This is a genomic window from Bradyrhizobium sp. SZCCT0231 (genome assembly GCF_018130245.1).
Taxonomy (GTDB): domain Bacteria; phylum Pseudomonadota; class Alphaproteobacteria; order Rhizobiales; family Xanthobacteraceae; genus Bradyrhizobium; species Bradyrhizobium japonicum_F.
Genome location: NZ_JAFCKP010000001.1, coordinates 1,530,312 through 1,542,832, shown reverse-complemented (window position 1 = coordinate 1,542,832; position 12,521 = coordinate 1,530,312). Strand labels below are relative to the sequence as shown.

The following is a 12,521-nucleotide window of genomic DNA, read 5'->3' as shown; positions in this document are numbered from 1 at the left end:
GAAAGCGCTTCGGGCCCCGCGTCGGGCTGCACTCCCCGCATTCAATCAATGGTTGCGTCATGAAATAAGATGTAATCTGTACACAATCCCGCTGAGGTAGCAAGCGGGAACGTGCCGATACGCCGCGGTCGGGCCTACGGCATGTCGCGAAGACATCTGTCTTGGTCTGCCATCTTCGATTTCAGTGAATAGGAACGCGGAGGGGCATCGCTGTGCCCAGCTCGACCTACAGAACGTCCACCCGCGGTGGCGGATAGCGCCGAGCCAGGGTCGACAGCGGCAGGTGCCGTTCGCCTTCCGGCAGCTCCAGATACGCCAGCACCAGCGGCCGCTTCCAATCGCCGACGCCGAAATCCATCGCCGCCCATTTCTGCGGCTCGGGCCCTTCGAGCCCCCGGACCCAGACGAAATAGCGGGGAAGGTCGTCGGCGTCCGCTTCCGTCGTGCGTCTTCTGGCCATCAAAGCTGTCCGCTGCATCCATCGTTTGCGAGAGGATATAGGGAGCGGCCGTGAGAAGTCGAATGCCTCGCGGCGGTACGGTATCTAATCCCTGTCGATAGTTCGACGCTCGAGCAGCAGGTACCACTTCGCTCCTGGGGGTCTCCGCGCCGACACGGCAGTCGGACGCGTAATCTCTCCTCCTCGTCATTGCGAGGAGCTCTTGCGACGAAGCAATCCAGACTATCTCCGCGGATGCATTCCTGGATTGCTTCGCTGCGCTCGCAATGACGATGCGGAGACACGCGGGGGCAAGAATGAAGCTATCGGGCTGCAAAAGATGATTCTCAGCCGGAACGAGGTCTGTCCGAACGCTCGCCGCTTCGTGACTCGAGAATTCGTATTGACCGAAATTCGGAAATATCGTATCTTTCCGGCATCCCGGCCCAAGGATAAGGGGCGTTTCGCGATCGTCACGATACGCGGGCCGGGTGGCGGTGGACGTGGAGTGCATCGGCGCGCCAGCAATTGCAGGGCGGGTTTGGCCCGTGAGCGGTTGAGCAGCGTGCACACGACCGGTGCGTTCCGCGTACGGCAAAAGCGTGTCGTCCTGACGCCCGGGGTCTGTGCGTCAAGAATTGCGGTGGTGAGGCGGCCCGACCGGGCACGCGCACCAGTCATCCGCAAGGCGACGGGGGCAATAGTGCATCGCTCCCCGGGGAGAGCGCGCCATAAGCCGTCAAACCACTGCGCAGGGAAAGGCCGGGATGTCCGGGCTGCCCTGTATGCCGCTGTGCATCTGTCTTCGCGCAATTTGCGCACAGCGGACCGCGGGTGCCAGCCGGCGCCCGGCCTTCCCTGCGCCCTTTCCAACGAAGGGGCGTCAAGAGAAGCACAAGACTCGGGCGTTATGCGCCGCGAGCCTGTACAGGCGCGTCTTGCAGTTGCTTGAAAATTGAGTTGTGCCCGCTCATCAATTATCGCCACAAGTCGCAGGTCGCCACGCGGTTGATGTCGGCGAGGCGGCGAGCGGCGTCCCCGTGCAGATCGAGGCTTTCGACCAGTGTCAGCAGGCGACGATAGGCACCATCGGCGACCTCGACCGGCAGCGGGGCTTCGTCGAAGGCCTCGACATAGCTGCCGACGACACCGCTGAGCAGGCGGCACAGGCCGCGCTGGGCGGGATCGTGCCGGCCGAGCGTCTCGAGCTTTTGCTGAAAGGTCTGGAAGGTCCGCAAGCCGTGGTGCTGCTGCGAAAGCCACGTATGCAGGTCGTTCATGTGAGCTCCTTCGAATTACGGAAGAAGCTACCGGTTTATACAGGGGGGATGCGGGGATGGCTAGGCCGCGTGACGTTGAGCCAGTCCGCCTTCGCCAAGGCTTAGGCGGGACAGCCTTCGCCGCTTCGCATGGATGGAATTGCGCTTGGCTTGCCCAGCCGTAGCTGCAAAGCAGCGAAGGCTGGTGCCCCTGGCCGGAATCGAACCAGCACTCCTTGCGGAACTCGATTTTGAGTCGAGCGCGTCTACCAGTTCCGCCACAGGGGCCCTCGGTCGGCCCTTGAGGGAGCGTCGCGAAGCCGGCGGACTATAGCCATGGACAAAGCGGGGTCAACCCGCGCCAAAGTGATCCCGGCCGTTCTCGACAGCCGCATGAGCCGGGGCTAGAGGCTTGGAGCGCCAGACATGCGAAAGAGGCTGCCGTGACCACCCAGAGTGCCGCCATACCTGCGTTCAAGCCGGGCGCCAAGAGCCCCGCGCTGGCCGCCTCGGTTCTCGTCACGCTGATCGCCATCGTCACGATCGCCGGCGCCTGGTTCTTCCAGCTCGTGCTGGAGATCCTGCCCTGTCCGTTGTGCCTTGAGCAGCGCTACGCCTACTACCTCGCGATTCCGCTCGGTGCGCTTACGGCGATTGCGGCTCGAAGCGGCGCGCCGCGGCCGCTGCTGCTGGCGGGGCTCGCGATCCTGGTGCTGGCGACGCTCGCCAATGCCGGCCTCGGCGCCTACCATTCCGGCGTCGAATGGGGTTTTTGGAAAGGGCCGACCGATTGCTCCGGTCCCCTCGTCAATCTCGGCAGCGCCGCTGATCTGCTGTCGAAGCTCGACACCGTGAAGGTGGTGCGCTGCGACGAGGTACAGTGGCGGTTCCTCGGCCTGTCGCTCGCCGGCTACAACGTGCTGATCTCGCTGCTGATGGCCGCGATCGCCGCATGGGGATTCGCGCGGACGGCAAAGCGCGCATAGCTCTCGTAGGACCTCCTACCCTTGGTCAAGGACGCCTATTCCCCTTGACCAAGGGTAGGAGGTCCTACGGGTTCATCATACTACGCCATTCATCATACTACGCCAGATGGCACGCCACGAAGTGGCCGCCCGCCCCTTCCTTCAGCACGGGCGCGCTTTCCGCGCAGCGCGGCTGGGCGATCGGGCAGCGGGTGTGGAAGTGACAGCCCGACGGCGGCTTCATCGGGCTCGGCACGTCGCCCTTGAGGCGGATGCGCTCGCGCTTGAGCTTGGGATCGGGCACCGGCACCGCCGACAGCAGCGCCCTGGTGTAGGGATGCTGCGGGTTGCGGTAGAGGTCGCTCGCCTTGGCGAGCTCGACGATGCGACCGAGATACATCACCGCGACGCGGTCGGAGATGTGCTCGACCACCGAGAGGTCGTGCGCAACGAAGAGATAGGTCAGGTTCAGCTCGGCCTGGAGGTCTTCCAGGAGGTTGATGACCTGGGCCTGGATCGACACGTCGAGCGCTGAGACCGGCTCGTCGCAGACGATCAGCTTCGGCTCGACCGCGAGCGCCCGCGCGATCACGATGCGCTGGCGCTGGCCGCCGGAGAATTCGTGCGGATAGCGCCGCATGTGCTCGGCCTTGAGCCCGACCTTGACCAGGAGACCCGCGACGCGCTCCTCGCGCTCCTTGGCGGAGCTCGCGAGATTGTGGATGGTGAAGGCCTCGCCGAGGATGGCGCCGACCGTCATGCGCGGATTGAGCGAGGCGAACGGATCCTGGAACACCAGCTGCATGTTCCGCCGCATCGCGCGCAGATCGTTGCCGCCGAGCTGGCGCACATCCTGGCCGTCGAAGGTGACCTCGCCGTCGGTCGGTTCGATCAGGCGCAGCACGCAGCGGCCCGTGGTGGACTTGCCGCAGCCGGATTCGCCGACGAGGCCGAGCGTCTCGCCGCGATTGACCGAGAACGACACGCCGTCGACCGCGTAGACGGTGCCGACCTGGCGCGACAGCAGGCCGCCGAGCACGGGGAAATGTTTCTTCAGGCCGCTGACGCGCAGCAAGGGTTCGCTCATGCCGCGCCTCCCAGACTGGTATCTCCCAAGTGACAAGCCATGCGATGGCCGGGCGAGACCTCGCGCAGCAGCGGCTCCTTCTCGGTGCAGACGTTCATGGCGAACTTGCAGCGCGGCGCGAAGCGGCAGCCGACCGGCGGATTGATCAGGATCGGCACCGAACCGCCGATCGCCTCGAGCCGCGTCTTATGCTCGCTGTCGAGGTCGATGCGCGGGATCGAGCGGATCAGGCCTTGCGTATAGGGATGGCGGGGGTTGCCGAAGAGCTCGTCGACGGGCGCCTCCTCCACCACCTTGCCGGCATACATCACGACGACGCGCTGCGCGGTCTCGGCGACCACGCCCATGGCATGGGTGATCAGCATCACCGCCATGCCGAAGCGTTCCTTCATGTCCTGCAAGAGGTCGAGGATCTGCGCCTGGATGGTGACGTCGAGCGCGGTGGTCGGCTCGTCGGCGATGATCAGCTTCGGCTTGCAGGCGAGCGCCATCGCGATCATGACGCGCTGGCGCATGCCGCCGGAGAACTGGTGCGGATAATTGTGCACGCGGCCTTCGGCGTTGGGGATCTGCACCAGCTTGAGCATCTCGATGGTGCGTTCCAGGGCCTGCTTTCTCGTCACCGCTTCATGCCGGCGCAGGCTCTCGGCGATCTGCTCGCCGATGGTGAGCACCGGATTGAGCGACGTCATCGGCTCCTGGAAGATGAAGCCGATCTCCTTGGCCCTGATTTCGTCGAGCTGATTGCTGGTCAGCGGCACGAGATCGCGCCCCTCGAAGATGATCTGGCCGGCCGCGATGCGGCCCGGCGGCATCGCGATCAGCTTCAGGATCGACATCGCGGTCACGGTCTTGCCGCAGCCGGACTCGCCGACGACGCAGAGCGTCTCGCCCTTGTTGATGGAAATATCGACGCCGTCGACGGCCTGGAGGATGCCGTCGTCGGTGGAGAAGTGGGTTTTCAGGCCCTTGATCTCGAGCAGCGGCGCCATCAGATCACCCGTCGCGCATCGAGCGCGTCACGCAGACCGTCGCCGATGAAGTTGATGGCGACCACCGCGATGAAGATCGCGCCGCCCGGAAACAGCGCCCAGTGCGGGCCGATGTCGAGAAAGTCCTTGGCATCATAGAGCAGCCGGCCCCAGGTCGGGGTGTCGGGCGGGAAGCCGAGGCCAAGGAAGGACAGCGTCGATTCCGCGATGATCGCGGCCGCTACGTCGATGGTGCCGGCGATGATCACCGGGCCGACCGCATTGGGCAGGATGTGCCGCACCACCTGCCGCACCGGACTGGCGCCGAGCGCGCGGGCCGCCTCGACGAACTCCTTTTCGCGGATCGACAGGAACTGCGCCCGCACGAGCCGCGCCACCGGCATCCAGCGCAGGCCCCCGATCACGAGCACGATCAGGATGAAGATGCCGCCCTCGGGGCCGAACACCTGCTTCAGCCCGTCGCGAAAGAGATAGATCAGCAGCAGGAGCAGCGGCAGCTGCGGCAGCGACAGGAACAGGTCGGTGAGCCACATCAGGCCGTGTCCGAGCGCGCCGCGCGACATGCCGGCGAGCGCGCCGATCAGGGTGCCGATGAAAACCGACACCAGCATCGCGGCGAGCCCGACCGCGAGCGAGATCCGCCCGCCATAGATCATGCGCGCGAGGATGTCCTGGCCGAGATCGTCGGTGCCGAAGGGATGCGCGAACGACGGGCCCTGCATGCCTGCGACGATGTCGATCTCGTTGATCTTGATGCGCCAGATGAAGGGGCCGACCACCACCGCCAGCACCAGGATGAGGAGCAGGAACGCGCTGAGCACGGCGAGCCGGTGGCGGCTGTAGCGCCGCCACGTCTCGCGCCAGGGCGAGTAGACGCCCCGCTCAGCGGAGGGAGATGCGAGGGTCAAGCCAGCCATAAAGGACGTCCGCGATGAGATTGAACAGCACGACGAGGCACGCGAAGACGAAGGTGACGGCCATCACCACCGGCGTGTCGTTGGAAAGGATGGAGGAGATCAGCAGCGAGCCGATGCCGGGGATGCGGAAAATCTGCTCGGTCACGATGGCGCCGCCGAACACCGCGGGCATCTGCAACGCGATGAGCGTCACGACGGGGATCATGGCGTTGCGCATCACGTGCTTGACGATCACCGTAGCCTGGCCGAGCCCCTTGGCCCGCGCCGTGGTGACGTAGTCGAGCCTGATGACGTCGAGCATCGCCGAGCGCACGAAGCGCGTCATCGACGCCGCCTGGAACAGGCCGAGCACCGCCACCGGCATGATGGCCTGACGGATCATCTCCAGCGCCCAACGGATGCCGGTGGCCTTGATGTCGGTGGTATAGACGAAGGGCAGCCAGTCGAGCGTGACCGAGAAGATCAGGATGAACAGGATGCCGGTGAAGAAGGTCGGCAGCGAGAAGCCGACGAAGGCGAGCGTGTTGGCGATCTGGTCGAACAGCGAATAGGGCTTCGTCGCGGCATAGACCCCGACCGGAATCGCGATCAGCAGCGCCAGGATCTGCGCCGAGCCGATCACGTAGAGCGTCGCCGGCAGGCGCTGCAGGATCAGCGTGTCGACGTTCATCCGGCTGACGAAGGAGAAGCCCCAGTCCCCGTGCAGCATGGCGTTGAGCCAGTGCAGGTAACGAAGGTGGATCGGATCGTCGAGGCCGAACTTGGCCCGAAGTGCAGCTTGCACTTCGGGCGGCACGTTCGGGTTGGTCGCCAGTTCGGAGAACGGATCGCCGGGGGCGAGCGCAAGCACGACGAACAGCACCAGCGAAATCGCCAGCAAGCTCGGAACGGCAATCAGGAGGCGACGCAGGACATACTGACTCATGGGGAAGAATCCCGTTTAGCCTGCGCTCATGCCTCCCGGTACCAGTCCTGGATGTTGTCGGTCTCGTTAGCCCAGCCGCTCAGCGCTGGCCGCAAGTTGTTGGCGGCGGCCTCGACCTTGAGGCGATGCATCACCGGAATGAACACGGTGTCCTGCCACAACAGGTCGTTGCATTTGATGTAGAGCGCGGCGCGCTTGACCGGATCAGTCTCGGTCTCGGCCGCAGCAATGGCGGCATCATAGTCCTTGTTGACGTAGCGCGGGAAATTCTGCCCCTGCCACTTGTTCTCCTTGGTAGCCACGTTGGCGGAGATGTAGCGGCGCATGTGCAGGGCCGGATCCGGCTGCGTCATCGGGATCTGGAATTCCTCGATGTCAGCATAGAACTTGGGGTAGGTGTCTGGGTTGGCAACGTCCGATGAGAAGAACACCGAGGCGACAACCGATTTCAGCTCCACATCGATGCCGGCCTTCTGGCAGGCCTGCTTGACGATGGCCTGGGTCTTCTGGCGCGGACCGTTCGTCGAGGTCTGGTACAGAAGTTTGAATTTCTTGCCGTCTTTCTCGCGGATGCCGTCCGCTCCGACCTTCCACCCGGCGTCGTCGAGCATCTTCGACGCCTTCTCGACGTTGAACTCCCACGACGTGTTCTTCGAGACGAATTTTTCGGGTCCGTTGAGGTAATTGGCGGTGGTGCGGCCGGCGCGACCATAGATCGCCTTCTTGACGGACTCGCGGTCGACGAGCAGGGCAAGCGCCTTGCGCACGTTCGGATCCGACAGGATCGGGTGCTTGGTCTTCATCGAGGACCGTTCGCCATCGATCTCAGTGTTCGGATCGGTGAAGTTGATGGCGATGAACTCGATGTCACCGCCGGTGGCATAGACGGTCTTGCCCTTGCCGCCCTTCTCCAGACGCAGCAGCACGTCGTCTTCGACCTGCATGTTCCAGGCGAAATCGAATTCGCCGGTCTGGATCACCGCGCGCGCCGCCGAGACGGCATCGCCGCCGCCCTTCATCTCGATGGTGTCGAAATGCGGACGGTTGGGCATGTGATAGTCGGGATTGAGCTCGCCGCGGACCACATCGCCCGGCTTGAACTCGACGAACTTGTAGGGACCGGTGCCCACCGGGGCCAGATTGTTCGGCGCCTCGCGGGACTTCGAGCCCTTGTAGTCGGCAAACAGATGCTTGGGGAGAACGCATCCATAAGCGCCGACGAACGCGTTGGCCCAGAACGGCGTCGGGGTCTTGAACAGGATGCGAATCGAAAGATCGCTGACCTTCTCGACCGTGATCTCACCATAGGTGCTGATGCTGACGGCAGCCGTGGCGGGATCGCTGGAGTATTGCCAGGTGAACACGAAGTCGTCGGCAGTCAGCGGTTTGCCATCGTGCCATTTGACTCCCGGCTTGATTTTCCAGACCACCGATTTGGCATCGGCGGCGAGACCGCCGTTTGCAACCGAGGGAATCTCTGCAGCGAGGATCGGGTTGAGATTGCCGTCGGCGTCCCAGCTCGCGAGCGGTTCGTAGAAAAGCCGCGATCCGTCCTGGTCCTTGGTGCCGGTGGCGAAATGCGGATTGAGCAGCGTCGGCCCCTGCCACCACAGCAACTTGAGAGGGCCGCCGCCCCCGCGCTTGGTCGGCTTGTAGACCGCGGGGCTCTGAGCCATGGCGACACCGCCGAGCGCGAGGATCTGGTTGGCCAAAGGTGCGGTCAGGCCAACGGCAGCCATGCGCTGGATGAAGGCGCGGCGATCCATCCGCCCGTCCTTCACCTGGCCGATCATCGAACGCAGTTCTTTATCCAGCATGGTTGTCCCCCGTCTGGTTCCCATAGTGATGAGGACGACCGTGAAGAGCTGGCCGCCCAATTGGCTGGCGGTAGATGGCACACCGAATGGGGTGCACGTCAACTGGGACCGTGTGTATGCAAACGGTCTTCTGGCTGTCCGTTGAGCAAAATTGCGTTCCGCAGCCCATCCGTTCGGCAATCCAGCATCAAAACGTGCTGGATTGCGCGCTGCACTGCGGAAAATTTGTTCGCTGCATCAGACGAAGTATCGAGGCGAAACTCTACGCCACGGACATGTCGAGCGGCGGCGCGACGTGATCCGGCAGCGGACAGACGTAAGGCGTCTTGGCGGTCCGCCTTTGAAGGTCCGCCTTGGCAGCCCTGATCAGCTCCGGTTCCGTCAGCGCCTTGATGCCGAGACCGGCCATTGCCTTGGCCGCCTGCACCATGGCCTTATGGGCATGCGGGCTCTTGCCCTGCGCCACCACCTGCCAGGTGTGGAAGGGCGTGCCGATCGCAACCGTGGGTGCGTGCACCTGCACGGTCGGCACCACCCAGCTGACGTCGCCGACGTCGGTCGAGCCTACAAGCGGGTTGCGCTTGGCATCGAGCGGCACCAGGAAGTCGGCCAGCGGCCGATCGGTCGGCTCCATGCCGATCGCGTAATAGACCGACGCGATGTCCTTGTCGCTCAGGGTCGCACGGATCTGGCTTGCAAAGCCCTTATCCGCATCGTCGAAATGCGGCGGCCCGAGCTCTTCCATCACCTGGTGCAGCGCCTGTTCCAGCGGCGCGTTCGGCAGAATGTTGGAGACAGCGGAGATGATCTTCATCTCGACCTTGGTCTCGGTCATCAACGCGGCGCCCTGCGCGATCTTGGACACGCGCTCGACCAGCTCGTTCATGCCGGGAAGGTCGCGGGCGCGGATCGAATAGCGCACGCGCGCATGGGCCTGCACCACGTTGGGCGCGATGCCGCCGGTGTCGAGCAAGGCGTAGTGCACGCGCGCATCGCTCGGCATGTGCTCGCGCATGTAGTTCACACCGACATTCATCAGTTCCACCGCGTCGAGCGCGGAACGGCCCAGATGCGGCGAGGCCGCCGCATGGGAGGTGCGGCCGGTAAAGATGAAGTCGGCGCGCGTATTCGCGAGCGACGGCGTCACCGCCACTTCCCAGAAACTGTGCGGATGCCAGGTGATGGCGATGTCAGCGTCCTCGAACGCACCGGAGCGCACCATGAAGGCCTTGGCCGCGCCGCCTTCTTCCGCAGGGCAGCCGTAATAGCGCACGCGGCCGGGCACCTTGTTCTCGGCCAGCCAGTCCTTCACCGCAGTCGCGGCAAGCAGCGCGGAGGAACCGAGCAGATTGTGACCGCAGCCATGGCCATGGCCGCCGGTCTCGATCGGGCGATGCTCGGCGACGCCCGCCTCCTGGCTAAGGCCCGGGAGCGCGTCGTACTCACCCATGAAAGCGATGACCGGACCGCCCTCGCCCCACTCGCCCATCACCGCGGTCGGGATGCCGGCGACGTTCTCGGTGATGCGGAATTCCTGATGACGCAGCTCGGCGAGATGTTCGGCGGCAGACCGCGCCTCGGTGTAGCAGACCTCGGGCATGCCCCAGACCCTGTCGCTGAGGTCGATGAAACGTGCCTTGATCGTGTCGATGCCACGCCAAATGTCGCTGCGGTTGTCCATGCTTCGATCCGTGATCCCTTGGTCAAACGAAGCGGCAATGGTTAGCAGCTTCGCTGTGCGGCGCCTAGCATCCCGCCGGACGGCAGCCATGCAGCCGGTGCCGGATCGCACGACGCCCCGTGCAAGAGGTGTTTCCGTGCCTTTCAAAGATTTCACGCGGCGTTCTGACGAATAGTTGGGAACGAGGCTTTCAAGACGGCCTGCTCCGGCCTAAATTATGCGTGCTTCGCGCGTCGTTCCGCCAGCCGCCGGAGTGATGCTCTCAGCCAGGAGAACTCCATGAGCACTCTGACCGAATGGAGAGTGCCGCCGGCGAACCAGCCGCGGGCGAGCGACTACGGTTTCGATCTCGACCGCGCGCTTGGCTCCGTCGTCGGCCTGCACGCCATCATCCCGCCGGACGCCTTCAGCGCCGAGACGCTGGGCACCGAACGCGCCGGCAACGGCGTCGTGATCGACGACGGCCTGGTGCTCACGATAGGTTATCTCATCACCGAGGCAGAGTCGGTCTGGCTGCACCGCGCCGACGGACGCGTGGTGGAGGGTCATGCGCTCGGCTTCGATTCCGAGACCGGGTTCGGACTGGTGCAGGCGCTCGGCCGGCTCGACATCGCGCCACTGCCGCTCGGCGTGTCGGCGGCAACCCGGATCGGCGACCGCGTCGTGGTCGGCGGCGCCGGCGGGCGCACGCGCTCGGTCGCGAGCCAGATCGTGGCCAAGCAGGAATTCGCCGGCTACTGGGAGTATCTGCTGGATGAGGCCATTTTCACCTGTCCCGCACATCCGAACTGGGGCGGCACGGCGCTGCTCAACGAACGCGGCGAGTTGATCGGCATCGGCTCGCTCCAGCTCGAGCGCGAACGGGACGGCAAGGCCGAGCACGTCAATATGATCGTGCCGATCGACCTCTTGAAGCCGATCCTGGAGGACTTGCGCAAATTCGGCCGCGTCAACAAGCCGGCACGGCCCTGGCTCGGGCTCTACTCGACCGAGATCGACAACCGCGTGGTGGTGATCGGGATCTCCGCCAACGGCCCGGCCGCCCGCGCCGAGCTCAAGACCGGCGATGTCATCCTCGCCGTGGACGGCGACAAGGTCACGAGCCAAACCGCCTTCTACAAGAAGATGTGGGCGCTCGGCGCCGCCGGCGTCGACGTGCCGCTCACGGTGCATCACGAAGGCGTCACCTTCGACGTCACGGTGACGTCGACCGATCGCTTCAAGCTCCTGAAGGCGCCGAAGCTGCATTGATCCCAAGGACTGATCCCAAGGCTTGAGGACGCGGGCGATGACCGAGGCCGTGGTGGACGACATCGTGGCCGTGCTGCCGCCGCTGCTCAACGCGCTGGAAGCGCTCGGCTACTTCCAGCGGTATTTGCACCCGCCGGCCTTCGCCTCCGTGATGAACGCAATCGGCGCACCGGACGAGGCGCTGCAGGCCGCAGACACCGCGATTGGAGGGTGGCCGGAGCAGTTCGCCGGCCTCCGCGAGCGGCTCGATCGCGCCTGCAACGAGACGCTAGCCGCCTTTGCCGGCATCCGTGAGGTCGAACGCGGCAACGGCGATCTCGTCGCCGTCTTCCGGGCCCTGCGCCATGTCCCGCGCGCGCAGGAGGCGCTCTACCCGCTGGCGGCCCAGTTTCCGCCCGTGAGCAGCTTCTTTCTCAACGCCGCCAATCGCCAGAATCGCGATCTGCTATCACGACTGGAAACGGGCGCAGGCGAGCACACCGGCATCTTCCACGACCACAACGAGCCCGGCAGCCGCGGCGGCTTCTCGGTCTATGTCCCCGAATATTACACGCCCGTGCGCGCCATGCCGCTGGTGGTGGCGCTGCATGGCGGCAGCGGCAACGGCCGCGGCTTCCTGTGGAGCTGGCTACGCGATGCCCGCAGTCTCGGCGCAATCCTGGTGGCGCCGACCGCGACCGGTCCGACCTGGGCGCTGATGGGCGATGACACCGACACGCCGAACCTCATGCGCATCCTCGATACGGTGCGCAGCCGCTGGAGCGTCGATGCCTCGCGCATGCTTCTGACCGGCATGAGCGACGGTGGCACCTTCTGCTACGTCACCGGACTCGACCGCGCCTCGCCCTTCACCCACCTCGCGCCGGTCGCGGCGACCTTCCATCCGCTGATGGCGGAAATGGCGGACGCAACGCGCCTGCAAGGCCTGCCGATCTTCATCACTCACGGCAAGCTCGACTGGATGTTTCCGGTGCAGACCGCGCGGCAGACGCAGGCGGCGCTGTCCGCCGCCGGCGCCGACGTCACCTATCGCGAGATCGACGACCTCAGCCACACCTATCCGCGCGAGATCAACGCGGAGCTGCTGCAATGGCTGAATGGCAAATGAACAACCTCTCCTTAGATGCGCCGCATGGCCGCGGAACCATCGTGCCGTGCCGACGTTATCGGCGCGACACCGGAGGCTCG

The 12,521-nt window shown here is 64.9% G+C and carries 11 protein-coding genes and 1 tRNA gene; 3 read left to right on the top strand and 9 right to left on the bottom strand.

The genetic code is table 11. The features are described 5' to 3' along the window. Positions 1 to 226 precede the first annotated feature (226 nt). The 3 genes from JQ566_RS07105 to JQ566_RS07095 form a co-directional block, all read right to left on the bottom strand. Positions 227 to 460, bottom strand: coding sequence for a hypothetical protein (locus JQ566_RS07105; protein ID WP_212371291.1), 234 nt, complete (start codon positions 458 to 460; stop codon positions 227 to 229). Positions 461 to 1,416: 956 nt separating this feature from the next. Beyond that, entirely contained in the window at positions 1,417 to 1,719 is a 303-nt protein-coding gene (locus tag JQ566_RS07100; RefSeq protein WP_212371289.1) for a hypothetical protein, read from the bottom strand. Between the two features lie 182 nt (positions 1,720 to 1,901). Next, a tRNA-Leu gene (locus tag JQ566_RS07095) sits at positions 1,902 to 1,986 on the bottom strand. 155 nt (positions 1,987 to 2,141) lie between these two features. Here JQ566_RS07095 and JQ566_RS07090 point away from each other — a divergent pair. After that, positions 2,142 to 2,684 (top strand): disulfide bond formation protein B, encoded by a 543-nt coding sequence (locus tag JQ566_RS07090; protein ID WP_212371287.1) that lies wholly within the window; start codon positions 2,142 to 2,144, stop codon positions 2,682 to 2,684. 97 nt (positions 2,685 to 2,781) lie between these two features. On the opposite strand, the gene JQ566_RS07085 is transcribed toward JQ566_RS07090, so the two are convergent. From JQ566_RS07085 to JQ566_RS07060, 6 genes are all read right to left on the bottom strand, one after another. Continuing rightward, a complete protein-coding gene (locus tag JQ566_RS07085) occupies positions 2,782 to 3,750 on the bottom strand; it encodes an ABC transporter ATP-binding protein (protein WP_212371285.1) in 969 nt (322 codons plus the stop codon). Then, complete coding sequence (locus JQ566_RS07080; RefSeq protein ID WP_212371283.1) at positions 3,747 to 4,742, bottom strand: ABC transporter ATP-binding protein; 996 nt, start codon at positions 4,740 to 4,742, stop codon at positions 3,747 to 3,749. The genes JQ566_RS07085 and JQ566_RS07080 overlap by 4 nt, the downstream gene beginning before the upstream one ends. Then, positions 4,742 to 5,659, bottom strand: coding sequence for an ABC transporter permease (locus JQ566_RS07075; RefSeq protein ID WP_212371281.1), 918 nt, complete (start codon positions 5,657 to 5,659; stop codon positions 4,742 to 4,744). Before JQ566_RS07075 ends, JQ566_RS07080 begins: the two co-directional genes overlap by 1 nt. After that, entirely contained in the window at positions 5,625 to 6,584 is a 960-nt protein-coding gene (locus JQ566_RS07070; protein WP_212371279.1) for an ABC transporter permease, read from the bottom strand. Before JQ566_RS07070 ends, JQ566_RS07075 begins: the two co-directional genes overlap by 35 nt. A 26-nt stretch (positions 6,585 to 6,610) precedes the next feature. Further along, positions 6,611 to 8,401, bottom strand: coding sequence for a peptide ABC transporter substrate-binding protein (locus JQ566_RS07065; RefSeq protein ID WP_212371277.1), 1,791 nt, complete (start codon positions 8,399 to 8,401; stop codon positions 6,611 to 6,613). A 262-nt stretch (positions 8,402 to 8,663) separates the two neighbouring features. After that, positions 8,664 to 10,082 (bottom strand): M20 family metallopeptidase, encoded by a 1,419-nt coding sequence (locus JQ566_RS07060; RefSeq protein ID WP_212371275.1) that lies wholly within the window; start codon positions 10,080 to 10,082, stop codon positions 8,664 to 8,666. Between the two features lie 279 nt (positions 10,083 to 10,361). On the opposite strand from JQ566_RS07060, the gene JQ566_RS07055 reads away from it, so the two are divergent. Both JQ566_RS07055 and JQ566_RS07050 read left to right on the top strand, forming a co-directional pair. Beyond that, positions 10,362 to 11,333, top strand: coding sequence for a S1C family serine protease (locus JQ566_RS07055; RefSeq protein ID WP_212371273.1), 972 nt, complete (start codon positions 10,362 to 10,364; stop codon positions 11,331 to 11,333). A 37-nt stretch (positions 11,334 to 11,370) separates the two neighbouring features. Beyond that, the gene (locus tag JQ566_RS07050; protein WP_212371271.1) at positions 11,371 to 12,441 is read left to right on the top strand and encodes a carboxylesterase family protein; all 1,071 of its coding nucleotides are present in this window, start codon (positions 11,371 to 11,373) and stop codon (positions 12,439 to 12,441) included. Positions 12,442 to 12,521 lie beyond the last annotated feature (80 nt).

Excerpts from the sequence above, each read along its gene's own strand:
- JQ566_RS07105 (WP_212371291.1), bottom strand. The coding sequence starts at position 460 with ATGGCCAGAAGACGCACGACGGAAGCGGACGCCGACGACCTTCCCCGC.
- JQ566_RS07100 (WP_212371289.1), bottom strand. The coding sequence starts at position 1,719 with ATGAACGACCTGCATACGTGGCTTTCGCAGCAGCACCACGGCTTGCGG.
- JQ566_RS07085 (WP_212371285.1), bottom strand. The coding sequence starts at position 3,750 with ATGAGCGAACCCTTGCTGCGCGTCAGCGGCCTGAAGAAACATTTCCCC.
- JQ566_RS07080 (WP_212371283.1), bottom strand. The coding sequence starts at position 4,742 with ATGGCGCCGCTGCTCGAGATCAAGGGCCTGAAAACCCACTTCTCCACC.
- JQ566_RS07075 (WP_212371281.1), bottom strand. The coding sequence starts at position 5,659 with ATGGCTGGCTTGACCCTCGCATCTCCCTCCGCTGAGCGGGGCGTCTAC.
- JQ566_RS07070 (WP_212371279.1), bottom strand. The coding sequence starts at position 6,584 with ATGAGTCAGTATGTCCTGCGTCGCCTCCTGATTGCCGTTCCGAGCTTG.
- JQ566_RS07065 (WP_212371277.1), bottom strand. The coding sequence starts at position 8,401 with ATGCTGGATAAAGAACTGCGTTCGATGATCGGCCAGGTGAAGGACGGG.
- JQ566_RS07060 (WP_212371275.1), bottom strand. The coding sequence starts at position 10,082 with ATGGACAACCGCAGCGACATTTGGCGTGGCATCGACACGATCAAGGCA.
- JQ566_RS07055 (WP_212371273.1), top strand. The coding sequence starts at position 10,362 with ATGAGCACTCTGACCGAATGGAGAGTGCCGCCGGCGAACCAGCCGCGG.
- JQ566_RS07050 (WP_212371271.1), top strand. The coding sequence starts at position 11,371 with ATGACCGAGGCCGTGGTGGACGACATCGTGGCCGTGCTGCCGCCGCTG.